14 protein-coding genes and 1 pseudogene are annotated in these 15,663 nt (G+C 67.7%); 7 read left to right on the forward strand and 8 right to left on the reverse strand.

Annotated features, from left to right (window positions below; translation table 11 throughout):
• Positions 1-117: pseudogene (locus A5704_RS27575) on the forward strand (S9 family peptidase); the annotation flags it as partial.
• On the opposite strand, the gene A5704_RS09940 reads toward A5704_RS27575, so the two are convergent.
• The gene (locus A5704_RS09940; RefSeq protein WP_067888762.1) at positions 105-986 is read right to left on the reverse strand and encodes a phosphoribosylaminoimidazolesuccinocarboxamide synthase; all 882 of its coding nucleotides are present in this window, start codon (positions 984-986) and stop codon (positions 105-107) included. The pseudogene A5704_RS27575 and the gene A5704_RS09940 sit on opposite strands and share 13 nt — an antisense overlap.
• A 64-nt stretch (positions 987-1,050) precedes the next feature.
• Between A5704_RS09940 and A5704_RS09945 the strand changes: the two genes are divergently transcribed.
• Positions 1,051-1,671 (forward strand): hypothetical protein, encoded by a 621-nt coding sequence (locus A5704_RS09945; RefSeq protein WP_067751857.1) that lies wholly within the window; start codon positions 1,051-1,053, stop codon positions 1,669-1,671.
• Here the strand turns inward: A5704_RS09945 and A5704_RS09950 are convergent.
• Genes A5704_RS09950 through purB form a run of 3 tightly spaced genes read right to left on the reverse strand, consistent with a single transcriptional unit; the run spans position 1,636 to position 5,314 of the window.
• On the reverse strand, positions 1,636-2,655 hold the full coding sequence (locus tag A5704_RS09950) for a tellurite resistance/C4-dicarboxylate transporter family protein (RefSeq protein WP_067888767.1): 1,020 nt from the start codon (positions 2,653-2,655) through the stop codon (positions 1,636-1,638). The two genes, A5704_RS09945 and A5704_RS09950, sit on opposite strands and share 36 nt — an antisense overlap.
• Entirely contained in the window at positions 2,652-3,899 is a 1,248-nt protein-coding gene (locus A5704_RS09955) for a cytochrome P450 (RefSeq protein ID WP_067751861.1), read from the reverse strand. Before A5704_RS09955 ends, A5704_RS09950 begins: the two co-directional genes overlap by 4 nt.
• Positions 3,896-5,314 (reverse strand): adenylosuccinate lyase, encoded by a 1,419-nt coding sequence (gene purB, locus A5704_RS09960; RefSeq protein ID WP_067888770.1) that lies wholly within the window; start codon positions 5,312-5,314, stop codon positions 3,896-3,898. The genes A5704_RS09955 and purB overlap by 4 nt, the downstream gene beginning before the upstream one ends.
• 229 nt (positions 5,315-5,543) lie before the next feature.
• On the opposite strand from purB, the gene A5704_RS09965 reads away from it, so the two are divergent.
• Entirely contained in the window at positions 5,544-6,290 is a 747-nt protein-coding gene (locus A5704_RS09965; RefSeq protein WP_067888773.1) for a DUF429 domain-containing protein, read from the forward strand.
• Here the strand turns inward: A5704_RS09965 and A5704_RS09970 are convergent.
• Complete coding sequence (locus A5704_RS09970) at positions 6,224-6,886, reverse strand: TetR/AcrR family transcriptional regulator (RefSeq protein WP_055401730.1); 663 nt, start codon at positions 6,884-6,886, stop codon at positions 6,224-6,226. The two genes, A5704_RS09965 and A5704_RS09970, sit on opposite strands and share 67 nt — an antisense overlap.
• 73 nt (positions 6,887-6,959) lie before the next feature.
• Between A5704_RS09970 and A5704_RS09975 the strand changes: the two genes are divergently transcribed.
• Positions 6,960-7,877 carry an alpha/beta hydrolase-fold protein gene (locus A5704_RS09975; protein WP_067751873.1) on the forward strand — a complete coding sequence of 306 codons (918 nt, stop codon included), beginning with the start codon at positions 6,960-6,962 and terminating at the stop codon, positions 7,875-7,877.
• Positions 7,878-8,049: 172 nt separating this feature from the next.
• Positions 8,050-9,633, forward strand: coding sequence for a gamma-glutamyltransferase (ggt, locus tag A5704_RS09980; RefSeq protein ID WP_067888776.1), 1,584 nt, complete (start codon positions 8,050-8,052; stop codon positions 9,631-9,633).
• Here ggt and purD read toward each other — a convergent pair.
• Both purD and A5704_RS09990 read right to left on the reverse strand, forming a co-directional pair.
• Positions 9,627-10,898, reverse strand: a complete 1,272-nt coding sequence (gene purD, locus A5704_RS09985; protein WP_067779486.1) for a phosphoribosylamine--glycine ligase — start codon at positions 10,896-10,898, stop codon at positions 9,627-9,629. The two genes, ggt and purD, sit on opposite strands and share 7 nt — an antisense overlap.
• A gap of 50 nt (positions 10,899-10,948) precedes the next feature.
• Entirely contained in the window at positions 10,949-11,380 is a 432-nt protein-coding gene (locus A5704_RS09990; protein WP_067779483.1) for a MarR family winged helix-turn-helix transcriptional regulator, read from the reverse strand.
• 49 nt (positions 11,381-11,429) lie between these two features.
• Between A5704_RS09990 and A5704_RS09995 the strand changes: the two genes are divergently transcribed.
• Positions 11,430-12,524, forward strand: a complete 1,095-nt coding sequence (locus A5704_RS09995) for an aldo/keto reductase (protein WP_156670294.1) — start codon at positions 11,430-11,432, stop codon at positions 12,522-12,524.
• A gap of 7 nt (positions 12,525-12,531) precedes the next feature.
• Here the strand turns inward: A5704_RS09995 and A5704_RS10000 are convergent, their stop codons facing one another.
• Positions 12,532-13,740 carry a serine hydrolase domain-containing protein gene (locus A5704_RS10000; protein WP_082954818.1) on the reverse strand — a complete coding sequence of 403 codons (1,209 nt, stop codon included), beginning with the start codon at positions 13,738-13,740 and terminating at the stop codon, positions 12,532-12,534.
• Between the two features lie 153 nt (positions 13,741-13,893).
• Between A5704_RS10000 and A5704_RS10005 the strand changes: the two genes are divergently transcribed.
• On the forward strand, positions 13,894-15,663 hold a 1,770-nt coding region (locus A5704_RS10005; protein WP_231968962.1), incomplete at its 3' end, for an adenylate/guanylate cyclase domain-containing protein.

The raw sequence follows: 15,663 nt of genomic DNA on the forward strand, positions 1-15,663 counted from the left end.
CCGCCTGTCGCAAAGCGGCAGCAGACCCGGCGTGAGCATCACGGGGACGTCTTCATCGATCCTTATGAATGGCTGCGCGACAAGTCCGACCCCGAAGTCATCGCCTACCTCGAGTCGCCAAAGCTCAAGCCGGAAATCCGTTCATAGGCGTCGATATAACGGCCGCGGGTGGCGTCGATGATTTCGTCGGGCAGCGGTGGTGGCGGTTGCGAGCCGTGGCGGTCCCAGCCCGACTCGGGGCTGGTGAGCCAGTTGCGGACGAACTGCTTGTCGAAGCTCGTCTGCACCACCCCAACCCGGTAGTCCTCGGCCGGCCAGTAGCGTGAGGAGTCCGGCGTGAAGATCTCGTCGGCCAGCAGCAGGTTACCGTCGTGGTCGGTGCCGAATTCAAACTTGGTGTCGGCGATGATGATTCCCTTCGTCAGGGCGTGATCGGCAGCCTGCACATAGGTTTGCAGCGTGCGGTCGCGCAACTGGTTGGCGCGGACCCCGCCCACCAAATCGATCACCCTGTCGAACGAGATGTTCTCGTCGTGGTCGCCCAGCGCGGCCTTTGTGGCCGGGGTGAACAGCGGCTCGGAGAACTTGCTGGCCTCGACCAGGCCGGGTGGCAGCGTGATGCCGCAGACCTTCCCGGTCGCCTGATAGTCCAGCAGTCCGGACCCGGTGAGGTAGCCACGCGCCACGCACTCCACCGGCAGCATCTCCAGCCGCCGCACCACCAGGGCGCGGCCCAGGACGTCCTCGGGGATGCGTGGGTCATCCGGTGGACCGGCCAGGTGGTTGGGCGCGTCGACCAGACCGAAGAAGAAGACGCTCATCGCGGTCAGGATCCGGCCTTTGTCCGGGATCGTGCTGTCGAGGACGTAGTCGTACGCCGAGATCCGGTCGGTCGCGACGAGCAACAGATGTTCCTCGTCGACGGAAAAGATCTCGCGGACCTTTCCGCTGGCCAGGTGCTGGTACTCGGACAGTGCGGGGCGCATCGGGTCAGCCTAACGGGCACCCGAAGGGGGGTCGCGTGTCGGGAGCTGTGCTGGGATCGAGAGTATGACCCCGCGGTTCTTGCCCTACTCCACCCGACCGGGCCGGCTGATGGCCCAACTGCTCAGCGACTTCGCCGTCGTTATGTGGACCGCTATCTGGCTGTTCGTCGGCCTGGCGGTTTACGACGCCGTATCCACCATCGCCGAGGCCGGCCGGCAGGTCGAGAGTGGCGCGCATGGCATCGCCGGAAACCTGGCGTCGGCCGGCCATGGTGCTCAGCACATCCCCTTGGTGGGTGACGCGGTCAGCCAGCCGCTGAACTCCGCCAGCCAGGCCGCGCTTGATCTGGCCGGCGCGGGCCATGACCTGGACTCGACGGCCAGCTGGCTTGCGGTCCTGCTGGCCATGGCCATCGCGGCTGTCCCGATCCTCGTCGCGGACGTGCCGTGGCTTCTCCTGCGGCTGCGGTTCTTTCGACGGAAATTGACGGTCACGGCCCTGGCCGCCACCCCGGCCGGCGAGCAACTCCTTGCCCTGCGGGCGTTGACGAACCGGCCGCCGGGCAAGCTCGCCGCTGTCAGCGCGGATCCGGTCGGTGGGTGGCGACGGGAGGATCCGCTCACCATCCGCGCCCTGGCCGCACTCGAATTACGGGCGGCCGGCATCTCGATTGGCGGCCGATAGCAGCGCGTGGCCGAGCAGCAGCAGCCCGGCCACGACCACAACGAGCCACGCCGCCAGGGCATCCCAGAAGAAGACCAGCGACACCGTCAGCAGCGATCGCTGCCCGATTTCGGCCGCCATGGCGTAGCTGGCCGCGGAATACATGCCCAGCGGGAACACGAATGCCCACCAGACGCCGGCGAACCGCAGCATGTTGGGCCGCCGGCTGATCCGGTGCAGACCGAAGTAGATCAGCGGCGGTATCCATAGGGTGGCCATCGCCCAGGTCACGACGGTCACGATACGCACGGGTGCGGCCAGCCAGGTGGGCGCCAGGGAGTGGATGTTGTCGCCGGCCAGGGTCGCAATCGCCATGCCGCCCATCAAGATCCAGGTGTCCGGCTCGAATCCGTCCCGGTCCTGTCGCTCATTGACGACCCGCCACAGGATCAGCCAGGTCATCAGAGCGTAGATGACGATGGCGGCCGCCCAGACAGCCACGGCCACCGCCAGCCACCAGCGCTCACCGGTCTGATAGGCCGCGCGGGCGATCACGATCGCCAACCCTGAGGTCCCCACGCTGCCCAGTTCCCACGCCCCATGGGCATCGTCTCGCAGCGCAACCCACCGGAGCGCGAACATGTTCCGCGCGCTCACTACGAGCAGCACCAGCCAGGAGCACAGCCCCACCGCGCCGAGCACCCGCAGCACCCACACGTTGGCCGACAAGCGGGTGTCGATCACCGCGCAAGCGGCGACGAAGGTGAAGAGCCGAAGGGTGACATCGGGGTCACTGAGGTCCCAGCGCAACGTCCGCCGCCTGCCGACAGCCGTTGTGCCCACCAGGGCGATCAGAAACACCAGCCCCAGCGAGGCAATGACGCCCAGTGCGTCGCTGATCCAGTTGTAGTTGTGGTTGCGCGCGGCGATCGACAGGATTCCGGTCGCCATCACCGCGGCGAAGACGTCCGGTGTCGGCTCGACACCGGCGCCTCGGACCCTCACCGCTCCTCGAGGAGTTCCACGATCAGGTGCCGGATGCCGGTGTGCCGATTGCTGCGAGCCCATTCGACCGGCCGGACGACCCGCACTGCGCCGAACCGGGAGAACAGCTCCTCGTAGAGCACGCGCAGTTCCAGCCGGGCCAGATTGGCGCCCAGGCAGTAGTGCACGCCTTGACCGAACCCCAAGTGCGGATTGGGCTTTCGGGTGATGTCGAATTCATCGGCGCGATCGAATGCGCCGGGGTCGCGGTTCGCCGAGCCCTCCCAGACCTGGACCTTTTGGCCGGCTTGGATCGACTGGCCGCCGAGCGTGACATCGCGCGTGGCGGTGCGTCGTTTGGACGGCGACGGCGACGTCCACCGCACGATCTCCTCGACGGCGGTCGGCAGCGCGTCGAGATCCGCACGCAGGGCGCGCAATTGCTCCGGGTGACTGGCCAGCGCCAGCAGGCCGCCGGCGACCGCGTTGCGCGTCGTCTCCGCGCCGGCGCTGAACAACAGGCTGAAGAACAGGTAGAGCTCGAGGTCCGAGAGCGACGGCGCGTCCAGGTCGTCGACCGTCGCGTTCGCGACGACCGACAGCATGTCGTCGGTCGGCTCCGCCCGCTTCGCGGCGATCAGCTGCTGACCGTAGTCGTACATCCGCGACCCGGCCTCCTCGACCGACAGCTGAGAAAGGGACGCCTTGCGCGAACCGCCGAAATCGAACTGCGGCTCGATGGCCTCGAACAGCCAATGCCGTTCGGACTCGGGCACTCCCAGCAGAATGCAGATCATCTGCATCGGCAATTCGGCGGCGATGTCGACCAGGAAGTCGAACGGTTCGCCGGGCACCACAGCATCGAGCAAGCGGCGCGCCCGCGCCCGCAGATCGTCCTCGACCAGCCGGATCATTCGCGGCGTCAGCCCGGAGCTGACGAGTCTCCGAATCTGTGAGTGGCGCGGGTCGTCCATCATGTTGAGCACCTGGCCGGCGATCGCCAGATCCTGCAGGAGCGTGCCGCCGTACGGGCGCCCGCCGCCGGTGACCGAGGAGTATGTCGTCGGTTCCTTCAGCACCTCAAGGGTTTCCGCGTACGTGGCGACGGACCAGAAGCCCTCGCCGTCGGGCGTGTTGTCGGTCGGCTCGTGCCAATACACCGGCGCCTCGCGGCGGTGGATGGCGAACAGGTCGTGCGGAAATCCGTCGGCGAAGTTGTCCAGATCGGTGAAGTCGATCCCCGCGAGCGCGCCGGCGAGGGTCACAGGATCGCGCCCGGAGCGTATTTGGCGGCGTCCGGGTAGCGGCTCACCAACGCGTCCACCAGCGCGGCGACCTCGTCCACCTGATCGCCGGCGGCGCCGATGAACGCCTTCTTGTCAGCCAGCGCGGCGTCCAGCGCGGCCCGGTCCAGCGGCAGCCGCTCGTCGGCGGCCAACCGATCCAGCAGATCGGGCTCCGCGCCGCGTTCCCGCATCGCCAGCGCCGTCGCGACCGCATGTTCGCGGATCACGTGATGCGCGGCCTCGCGGCCCATGCCGGCGCGGACCGCGGCGATGAGCACCTTGGTGGTGGCCAAGAACGGCAGGTAGCGGTCCAGCTCGCGGGCGATCACCGCCGGGTAGGCGCCGAACTCGTCGAGCACCGTCAGGAAGGTCTCGATCTGTCCGTCAATGGCAAAGAAGCTGTCCGGCAACGCAACCCGGCGCACCACCGAGCAGAACACGTCACCTTCGTTCCACTGGGCGCCCGCCAGCTCGGCGGCCATCGAGGCGTAGCCGCGCAACACGACCTGCAGCCCGTTGACCCGCTCACAACTTCGGGTGTTCATCTTGTGCGGCATCGCCGACGACCCCACCTGTCCCGGCGCGAACCCCTCGGTGACGAGCTCGTGCCCGGCCATCAGCCGGATGGTGTGGGCCATCGACGACGGCCCGGCGCCCAGCTGCACCAGAGCCGAGAGCACGTCGTGGTCCAGCGAACGCGGATAGACCTGGCCCACGCTGATCAAAACGCTTGCGAAGCCGAGGAATTCGGCCACCCGTCGCTCCAGTTCGGCCAGCTTGGCAGCGTCGCCGTCCAGCAGGTCCAGCATGTCCTGGGCAGTGCCCATCGGACCCTTGATGCCGCGCAGCGGGTACCGGTCGATCAACTCGCGCAGTCGGGTCAGCGCGATCAGCGTCTCTTGCGCGGCAGAGGCGAACCGCTTGCCCAGCGTGGTGGCCTGCGCGGCGACGTTGTGGCTGCGTCCGGTCATCACCAGATCGCGGTAGGCCACCGCCCGCTCGGCGAGTCGCGCCGCCACCGCGACGCCGTGGGAGAACACCAGCTCCAGCGACCGCCGGATCTGGAGCTGCTCCACGTTCTCGGTCAGGTCGCGGCTGGTCATCCCCTTGTGCACGTGCTCGTGGCCGGCCAGCGCGTTGAATTCCTCGATCCGGGCCTTGACGTCGTGGCGCAGCGCCCGCTCGCGGTCGGCGATCGAGGCCAGATCGACGTCCTCGAGCACCCGCTCGTAGTCGGCGATCGCGTCCTGCGGGACGTCGACACCCAGCTCCGCCTGCGCCCGCAGCACCGCCAGCCACAGCCGGCGTTCCGCGACGACCTTGGCCTCCGGCGACCAGATCGCGACCATTTCCGCGCTGGCGTACCGGGTGGCCAGGACATTCGGAATGCTCACAGACATAGAGCTTACGATCGGCCCGTCCCGCCAGCCGGGTTGCGGTCACATTGGCCACACCAGCCTCCGTCGCGGCCCGGCCCACCGAGTGCCCGCCTCCGAGCGACAACAAGCGGCGATCGCCCACCGCCGGCCGAATTGTCGCTGCGAGGCGGGCACCTCGACCGATCCTCCCGAGGCGGTGACCCCTGTGGCCCGTGTGACGGGCTGCGGCCCCATACTGGGCGGGATGTACTTCGCCGGTGTCGATCTGGCCTGGGCCGGGCGCAACCCGACGGGGGTGGCGGTCGTCGACGCCGGAGGCCACCTCGTGCACATCGGCGCCGCAGGCGACGACGTCACCGTGCTCGCCGCGTTGTCGCCATACGTGCGTGGACATTGCGTCGTCGCCTTCGACGCGCCGCTGGTGGTGACGAACCCGACCGGCCAGCGTCCCGCCGAAGCGGCGCTCAACCGCGACTTCCGCAGGTTCGAAGCCGGCGCCCATCCGGCCAACACCGCGAAACCGGAGTTCGCCGACGGACCGCGCGCGGCCCGATTGGCCAACGCACTCGGACTGGACATGGACCCGCGCTCGTCGGCGCCGCGCCGCGCCATCGAGGTCTATCCGCATCCGGCGACGGTGGTGCTGTTCCGGTTGGCGCGAACGCTCAAGTACAAGGCCAAGCCCGGCCGCGACGTCGACCAGCTCAGATCCGAGCTGCTCCTGCTGATGGACGGCATCGAGAGGCTTGCGCACGCCGCGGTGCCGTTAGAGGTGATGGGCCACGACGATTGGGGCCGGCTGCGCAGGGGCGTAACCACCGCCCGGCGCAAAGCCGAGCTGCGCCGGGCCGAGGATCCGATCGACGCCGTCGTGTGCGCCTACGTGGCCTTGTACGCACAACGCCGCCCGGCGGATGTGACGATCTACGGCGACTTCGCCACCGGGTACATCGTGACGCCATCGCTGCCCGCCGACCGCACGGGCCGCTGATCGATCGGCGCCAGCACGTCGATGAGGTCGACCACCGTACCCAGCGCCGCCGCGCGAGGATCGCGACCTTCGACCAAGGCTGAGACCACGGAACCGTCGACCGCACAGATCAGCGTGCACACCAGCTCGATGTGCACCGTCCGGCCCGATCGCTCGATGGCCTCGGCCACGGCCTCGGCGCGCTGCCGCAGACTGCGACGCATGGTCTCGCGCAACGCGGGCAGGCGGGTGCAGGCGATGTGCCGCTCGTAGCGCGAGATCAATTGGTCGCTGAGTCCCGGGCTGGACACGTCGCCGACGAGCAGGTCGACCAACACCTCGGCGATGGTTTCGGGACCGCGACGCCGACGGGAAAGTGCGGTAACCCGCGACCGCAGCTGCGCCACCTCGATCATCGCGATGTGTTCGACGGCGCGCGCAATCAAATCGTCAAGGGACGAGAAGTAATACGTCGTCGACGCCAACGGGAGTCCGGCGCGCCGAGCGACAGCGCGGTGCCGCACGGCCTCGAAACCGCCCTCGGCAAGCAGCTCGGCGGCGGCGCTGACGAGCGCATACCGTCGACGTTCTCCCTTGGGAGTAACTGCTGCCGTCACGAGTAGCCATCGTGCCAGTCAAAGTGGTACTGCATTGCCATTTCCGCCAAACGGCCCGCTAAACGAACATGGCATGATGGCCCGCATGTCCGACCTGAGCCGCCGCGCCCTGCTGGGCCTCGGAGCCAGCGCGGCCGCGGGCGCAGCCGGCACTTATGCCCTCGACATCCTGTTCAAGCCCCGACCGTCCCAGGCCATGCCGCTGTCGCCCGCGGGCACCCAGGCGCCGCTGGCGCCGCCACCTCCTCCGCCTCTCGAACCGGCGCCGCCGGGTCAGGCCGCGCCCACCATGGTGACCGGTTCCTTCGTTTCGGCGGCACGCGGCGGAATCAACACCAACTGGGCCATCGCGCGTCCGCCCGGCCAGACCAAGGCCCTGCGACCAGTGATCGCGCTGCACGGCAAAGGCAGTGATGCGTCGACCGTGATGGCCGGCGGCGTCGAACAAGGTCTGGCGCAGGCCGTCAACGCGGGGCTGCCGCCCTTTGCGGTGGTTGCCGTGGACGGCGGGGGCAGCTATTGGCACAAGCGGGCCTCCGGCGAGGACAGCGGGGCCATGGTGCTCGACGAGCTCATACCCATGCTGGGCACCCAGGGCCTGGACACCTCCCGGGTGGCGTTCCTGGGCTGGTCGATGGGCGGCTACGGCGCGTTGCTGCTCGGCGGCCGGCTGGGTCCCGCGCGCACAGCGGCCATTTGCGCGGTCAGTCCCGCACTTTGGCTGTCCTCCGGCGCGGCTGCCCCCGGCGCGTTCGACGGGTCCGACGACTTCGCGGCGAACTCGGTGTTCGGAATGCCGGCGCTGGCGTCGATTCCCATTCGGGTCGATTGCGGTGACAGCGATCCGTTCTACGGTGCCACCAAGCAGTTCATCGCTCAACTGCCCCATCCGCCGGCGGGCGGCTTCTCACCCGGCGGGCACAACGCGGAGTTCTGGAGTTCGCAACTGCCGGCCGAGCTCACCTGGATGGCGCCGCTGTTGACGGCCTGAGGCCGGTTGTCGTGGGCCCGCGTCACGTCAGTCACTGCCGCACCAGCAGACGGGCCGTCGGCGAATCGCGAATGAAATATCGCATGCGCTATCAAATTCGGGACGAGCGCAATGCCTTTCGCAGGCGGGACTTCCGTTGGGTCCGCTCGATACCTCGTGCGACGATCGCAAGGTGACCGCACCATTCGACTGGGATCTCCCTTACGCCTGGCCGCGAAAGCCCATCCTGGCGGAGAACGTTGTGTGCACGTCACAACCGCTGGCCGCCCAAGCGGGCCTTCGGATGCTGGCCGAGGGCGGAAGCGCGGTGGACGCGGCCGTCGCCACCGCCATCGCCCTGACGATCGTGGAGCCGGTATCCAACGGCATCGGCTCGGACGCCTTCGCCATCGTCTGGGACGGCCGGCGATTGCACGGGCTGAACGCGTCGGGCCGCTCGCCCGCGGCCTGGACCCCGGAATACTTCGGCGGCAAGGCCGTTCCGGCGCTCGGCTGGAACGCGGTGACCGTGCCCGGCGCGGTGTCGGCGTGGACGGAACTACATGACCGGTTCGGCAGGCTTCCGTTCGAAAGGCTCTTTGAGCCCGCAATCGACTACGCGCGCAAGGGTTTCCTGGTCTCGCCCACGGTTGCCGACCAGTGGGCGGCCCAAGTGCCACTCTTCGAAAAGCAGCCCGGTTTCGCCGAGGCGTTCATGCCAGCCGGGCGGGCACCGAAACCCGGCGAGGTGTTCAGGTTTCCCGAGCAGGCCGCCACGCTGGAGAAGATCGCCGCGACCAACGGTGAGGCGTTCTACCGCGGGGAGCTGGCCGAGCGACTCGAGGCGCACGCGCTTGCCAACGGCGGCGTGATGCGGACCAGCGACCTGACGGCTCACCGAGCCGACTGGGTGGGCACCATCAGCGGAACCTACCGCGGGTACACCGTTCACGAGATCCCGCCCAATGGGCAGGGCATCGTGGCGCTGATCGCGCTCGGGATCCTCCAGCACTTCGACATGTCTTCGCTGCCAGTCGATTCGGCCGAGAGTTTGCACCTGCAAATCGAAGCGCTCAAGCTGGCGTTTGCGGACGCGCAGGCATACGTCTGCGACATCGACCACATGCGGGTCCCGCCAGAGCACCTGTTGGACGCGGAGTATCTGAGGCAGCGGGCCGGCCTGATCGACCGCCGTCAGGCGAAGCCGGCGTCGGCGGGCACTCCCCGCGGCGGCACCGTGTACCTCACCGCCGCCGATGCTGCGGGGATGATGGTGTCGATGATCCAGTCGAACTACATGGGATTCGGGTCTGGGGTGGTGGTGCCGGGAACCGGCGTCTCGTTGCAGAACCGCGGAGCGGGTTTCGTTGCGGATCAAGGTCATCCGAATCAGGTCGGGCCGAATAAGCGACCCTTCCAGACGATCATCCCGGGCTTCGTCACCAAGGACGGCGCGCCGATGATGAGCTTCGGAGTGATGGGCGGGCCGATGCAGCCCCAGGGGCACGTGCAGGTCGTGGTCCGCATCGCCGACTATGGCCAAAATCCGCAGGCGGCTTGCGACGGTCCCCGGTTTCGCTGGGTGCAGGGCATGCAGATCAGCTGCGAACCGGGATTTCCCACGTCGACCCTCGACGGATTGCGTCGCCGCGGGCACGACCTGCTCGGGGTCGACGACTACAACCAGTTCGGCAGCTGCCAGGCGATCTGGCGGCTCGACGGCGGATATCTCGCCGTCAGCGATCCCCGCCGAGACGGCCAAGCCGCGGGTTACTGAACGCTGATCTTGCCTTCAGCGGCCAGCAGCGCGATATCACCACGAAAGTGGCTGCCGGGCAGTCGAATCGACCCCATCAGCTCATACGCCTGCGCACGCGCGGCGGCAAGGTCGGGGCCGGTGCCCACCACCGACAGCACCCGACCGCCCGAGGAGACGACCTCTCCGTCGTCGCGGCGCGCCGTACCCGCGTGCAGCACTCCCTCGGTTTCCGAGCCCGCGACCACGTCGCCGACGCGGGGACGGCCGGGATAGTTCTCGGCCGCCAATACCACCGTGACGGCCGCACCCTGCTCCCAGCGCAACTCACCGAAGTCGGCGAGCTTGCCGGTACCCGCGGCGTACAGCAGCTGGCCGAGCGGTGAACCCAACAACGCCAGCACAGCCTGGGTCTCGGGATCACCGAAACGGCAGTTGAATTCGACCACCGCCGGTCCCTTGCCGGTGATCGCCAGCCCGACGTACAGCAAACCGCAGAATGGGCAGCCCCGCCGAACCATCTCAGCCGCAACGGGTTCGACGATGTTGGTGACGATGTCGCGGTACAGGTCGTCGGGAAGCCACGGCACCGGCGCATAGGCACCCATGCCGCCGGTGTTGGGGCCGGTGTCGCCGTCGCCGACACGCTTGAAGTCCTGCGCGGGCAGCAGCGGCACCACGGTTTCACCGTCGACGACGCAGAACAGCGACACCTCGGGCCCGTCCAGGAACGACTCGAGCAGCACCGGGTGCCCCGCCTCGAGCAGCCCGGCGGCGTGCGCGCGCGCGACACCGCGATCCGCGGTCACCACGACGCCCTTGCCGGCGGCCAGCCGGTCGTCCTTGACCACCCAGGCCGGGTCGCCCGCAGGAGGCCCGAACCGGTCCAGTGCGGCATCCAAATGGGCGGGGCTGTCAACGGTTTCGCTGGTCGCGGTGCGCACGCCGGCAGCGGCCATGACCTCCTTGGCGAACGCCTTGGACCCTTCGATGCGCGCGGCGTCCTTACTGGGCCCGAAGCAGACGATGCCGGCCGTTCGCAGGGCGTCGGCCACGCCCAACACCAGCGGGACCTCCGGGCCGATGACCACCAGGTCGGCCCGGACCTCCCGCGCCAGGGCGACGACGTCGGAACCCGACGTGATGTCCACGTCGTGCTGCTCGGCGACCCGGGCGGTGCCGGCGTTGCCGGGGGCGACAAACAGCTCCGTGACCTGCGGGTCTTTCCGAAGCGCCAGCAGCAGCGCATGCTCACGGGCACCCGAACCGATCACCAGGACTCGCACGACACGTCAGACTAGCCGGGGCTAACGCCAAACGCCTACGGCACCCGCGTTCACAGAATCTTTTCGAGCAGATTTTTGAGGTCTTTCCGCTGCGCGACGGTGAGGCGTCCGAGACGCTTGTCGAACTCCGCGGACAGCAGCGCCAGCCCGTCCGTGGCGGCTTTGCGCCCGGCCGGGGTGAGTAAGAGCCGATGGCGCCGCAGGTCGCTGGCGTCGATCTGGCGCCGCACGAAGCCCGCGGCCTCAAGCCGTTTGAGGTAAACCGTGATCGTCGCCTTGGGCATGCTCAACGCCGCAGCGAGTTCGGCCGGATAGGGGTGCTCGTCGATCTCCGCAAGCAGGAAGAGCTCCTTGGATTCGAGCCCCAGCGCGCAGATGTCGGCCTCGGCGCACGAGATGACCGACAGCAGCACCCGATAGTTCAACGACCAGATCTTGGCCGCGTCGACCGCTGGCACCGACTTGCCAGATCGTTCAGACATAAACTAGTTTAGGAATGAACAAACACATAATCGAACAATTTACCAGAAAGTGGCCACCATGCCTCTGGATCAGTACGTGACACTCGGACGCTCCGGCCTGCGCGTCAGCCCCCTGTGTCTGGGCGCCATGACATTCGGCGAGGACCTCGGCTGGGGCACCAGTGTCGAGGAGTCTCAACAGATCATCGATCGATACACCGACCTCGGTGGCAACTTCATCGACACGGCCAACTTCTACACCCGAAGCCACTCCGAGAAGATCATCGGTGACCACATCGGGCGCGACGCCGGTCGCCGCGATCGCCTGGTGATCGCGACCAAGTTCAGCGGCAACCTGTATCCGGGAGATCCCAACGGCGGCGGCTCGGGCCGCAAGTCGCTGATCAACGCCTGCGAAAACTCGCTGCGGCGTCTGCAAACCGACTACATCGACCTGTACTGGCTGCACATCTGGGATGCCAACACACCCATCGACGAGACGATGGCGGCGCTCGACGATCTCGTCCGCGCCGGCAAGGTCCGCTACATCGGCGTCTCGGACACCCCGGCGTGGAAGATCGCCCAGGCCAACCTCATCGCCCGGTTCCGCGGCTGGTCGAGCTTCGTCGGCCTGCAGGTCGAGTACTCACTGCTGGAGCGCTCCATCGAACAGGAACTGGTTCCGATGGCGTCCGAATTCGGCCTCGGCATCACACCGTGGTCGCCGCTCAAGGGCGGCGCGCTGAGCGGCAAGTACACCCGGGCCAGCGCCGGCCGGCAGGACTCCGGCCGCGGCGCGATGGTCGACGCCTTCCTCGACGACAAGACCTACGCCGTTGTCGACGAACTCGAGCTCATCGCCAAGGCCCACCAGACGAACGTCGCCAGCGTGGCGCTGGCCTGGGTGCGCGCGCAGCCTGGCGTCTCGTCCGTCATCATCGGGGCGCGCAGGCTTTCGCAGCTCAACGACAACGTCCTCGCCGTCGACGTGGGCCTCGGCGCCGACGAACTGGCGCGGCTCGACGAGCTGACCAAGCCGAAGTTCGGGTTTCCGAACAACATGCTGGAGATGGCGCCGGGCATTCTCAACGGCGGGACGTCGGTCAACGGCGTCTCCGGACCGATTTCCGAGTACGTGATGCCCGAAGGCGGGCGGCCATACTGATTGACCGTCAGCCGAGTGCCTCATAGATCAGCCGGGTGTATTTCCGCGTCCGATCGGTTCCGCCCGATGTGACTTGTCCCATCTTGTTCATCACATAGGCGAACGTGGTGCGGCGGTCGACGTTCATCACCACCATGGAGCCGCCCCAACCGCCCCAGTAGCAGGTCCTCTCGTCGGGGATGTCGGGCACCGCCTCCGGATGGGGGAGGGCAAACCCGATGCCCCACCGTGCCGGCATGGCCAGCACCAGATCGGTGCCGTTGGCCTGCTCCTCGAAGATCAGGTCGATGGTGTCGGGTCGCAGGAAACGTACGCCATTGATTGTGCCGCCCAACGAAATCGGGGACAGGGCGCGGACCAGCGAACGCGCGTTGGCGTGTCCGTTGGCCGATCCGATCTCAGCTCGGCGCCACGCCGTCGTCTCGGCTGCCAGCGCGGTCTCCGCGGCGGGCGGGATCGCGGCGAACGTCTTATACATCGGATGGTCATGGGGGACCGCGTCGAGCGGCACGTCCAGCGGAGGCGGCGGGACCAGTTCGGCGATTCTGTGGTCGTCTTCGGGCCGGGCGCCGATCTGCAGGTCAGCGCCGAGCGGCTCGGCGATCTCCTGTCGCACAAAGTGTTTCAGAGTCATGCCGGTGGTTCGGCGGACCAGTTCGCCGACGAGGTGCCCAATGGTCACCGCGTGGTATCCCGACGCGGTGCCGGGTGGCCACCACGGCGCCTGGCCGGCAAGCTGAGAAGTGGCTTTTCCCCAGTCGTAGACGTCCTCGAGGGCGAAGGGGGGCTCCCAGCCGGACATCCCGGAGGTGTGGCTGAGGATGTGGCGCACCTCGATGTCCTGCTTGCCGTTGGCGGCGAACTCGGGCCAGTACTTTGCGACCGGGGCGAACGGGTCGAGCAGGCCGCGGTCGGTCAGCATCAGCGCCGCGAGCGCGGTCACGTTCTTGGTGCTGGAAAAAACGTTGACGATGGTGTTTTCCGACCATTCGCGGGTTCTGGCCCTGTCGGCATGCCCGCCCCAGATGTCCACGACGACGTCGCCGCCGACATCGATGGCGATCGCGGCGCCGAGTTCGCCGCCAGTGCTGACTTCGTCGGCCAGCGCGGCGACGAGATCCTCGAAACGGCTGTCGTAGTGGCCGTGCAGCACGCCCGTCGTGAAGTTGGCGTCGATCGAGTCGCGGTTGCCGGCAAGACCGGTCTGGCTGTTCATCTGTACCTCCTTGAGTCCGAGGAACCAAGTGTGCGATGACGGCCGGCGAAGAACATTGGTCAAGGCGCGTAGATCCTCCGCGGACGCGGCCGAGCGGACGTATAGGCCATTCTGCTGATGTTTGCCGCGTCTGATCGACGCACGCTGGCTAACATGACTGAGACCGAGCGGTGCGCGGACACGCTGCGTTTGAACTGGAGCGATTTGGGGTTGAGCGAGCTCCCGACGGGAACCGTGACGTTGCTGCTGGCCGACGTCGAGGGCTCGACGCGGTTATGGCAGACCCAGCCCGATGAAATGCGCGCCGCCGTCACGCGGCTGGACCAGGCGGTGTCGGACCTGGTGACCGAGCACAACGGGGTCCGCCCGGTCGAACAGGGTGAGGGCGACAGCTTCGTGGTCGCCTTCGCCCGGGCGAGCGACGCGGCCGGGTTTGCGCTCGGTCTGCAACTGACGGCACTTGCGCCGATCCATCTGCGAATCGGACTGCATACCGGCGAGGTCCAACTGCGCGACGAGGCAAATTACATCGGACCGACGATAAACCGCGCCGCGCGGCTGCGCGACCTGGCTCACGGCGGCCAGACGGTCCTATCGGCCACGACAAGCGACCTGCTCGCCGACGGGCTGCCTCCCGACGCGTGGATGCTTGAGCTGGGCACCCACCCGCTGCGGGATCTGCCGCGGCCCGAACGGGTGACGCAGCTTTGTCACGCCGACCTCCGCAACGACTTTCCGCCGCTCCGCTCGACGAAACACACAGGGCGCTTGAATCTTCCGCCGCAATTCACCAGTTTCGTCGGCCGCGGCGCCGAGGTCGAGGCCGTGCGACGGATCATCACCGACGGACGGTTGGTGACGCTCACGGGCGCCGGCGGCGTGGGAAAGACCCGGCTGGCGGTGCAGATTGCGGACCGGCTCGATGACGATTTCGAAGACGGGGTGTGGTACGTCGACCTGGCGCCCATCGCCGATTCCGGCGTTGTCCCGGTCACGGTGACGCGAGCGTTGGGGCTGCCCGACCAGGCGGGGCGTTCGACAATCGACACGCTCACACGTTTCGTAGCCGGCCGGCGCATGCTCGTCCTCCTCGACAATTGCGAGCACCTGATCGACGCCTGCGCCTCGCTCTCGGTCGCGCTGTTGGCGGCTTGCCCGGGCGTGACCATCCTCGCGACAAGCCGTGAACCGCTGCGGGTGGCCGGCGAGGTCGCGTGGGCGGTGCCCTCACTGACCCTGGCTGACGAGGCGGTGACCCTCTTTTCCGACCGCGCCCGCCACGTCCGGCCCGATTTTACTGTGACCAAGGATAATTCGGAAACGGTCATCGAGATCTGCCGGCGTCTCGATGGAATCCCGCTGGCGATAGAGCTGGCCGCCGCGCGGGTTCGGGCACTGTCGTTGGAGCAGATTCTCGACAGCTTGCGCAACCGCTTTCGGCTCCTGACCGGCGGTTCGCGAACAGCCGTACGCCGCCAGCAGACGTTGCGGGCCTCGGTCGACTGGTCGCACGCGCTACTGACCGAACCCGAACGAGTCCTGTTCCGCCGCGTCGCAGTGTTCATGGGCGGCTTCGATCTCGATGCGGCCCAGGAGGTTTGCGGCGAAAGTGACGTCGAGCGGTATCAGACACTCGACCAGCTCACACTGTTGATCGAAAAGTCCCTCGTGGTGGCCGAGGATACGCACTGCGGCGCGCGTTACCGAATGCTGGAGACGATTCGCCAGTACGCCCTGGAGAAGCTCGGCGAGTCCGGTGAGGCCGACGCCGTGCGCGGTCGCCACCGCGACCACTACGTTGCGCTGGCAGCAGAGCTCGACGTGCCGGGGCGCACCGCTCATCAGAGCCGCATCGAGCAGGCCGCCATCGAGATGGACAACCTGCGCGCGGCATTCGCGTGGTGCCGGGAGAACGCCGAGATC

This window comes from Mycobacterium sp. E735 (assembly GCF_001666955.1).
Taxonomy (GTDB): domain Bacteria; phylum Actinomycetota; class Actinomycetes; order Mycobacteriales; family Mycobacteriaceae; genus Mycobacterium.

Excerpts from the sequence above, each read along its gene's own strand:
- A5704_RS09940 (WP_067888762.1), bottom strand. The coding sequence starts at position 986 with ATGCGCCCCGCACTGTCCGAGTACCAGCACCTGGCCAGCGGAAAGGTC.
- A5704_RS09990 (WP_067779483.1), bottom strand. The coding sequence starts at position 11,380 with ATGTCTGAACGATCTGGCAAGTCGGTGCCAGCGGTCGACGCGGCCAAG.
- A5704_RS09975 (WP_067751873.1), top strand. The coding sequence starts at position 6,960 with ATGATGGCCCGCATGTCCGACCTGAGCCGCCGCGCCCTGCTGGGCCTC.
- A5704_RS10000 (WP_082954818.1), bottom strand. The coding sequence starts at position 13,740 with ATGAACAGCCAGACCGGTCTTGCCGGCAACCGCGACTCGATCGACGCC.
- A5704_RS09965 (WP_067888773.1), top strand. The coding sequence starts at position 5,544 with ATGTACTTCGCCGGTGTCGATCTGGCCTGGGCCGGGCGCAACCCGACG.
- A5704_RS09945 (WP_067751857.1), top strand. The coding sequence starts at position 1,051 with ATGACCCCGCGGTTCTTGCCCTACTCCACCCGACCGGGCCGGCTGATG.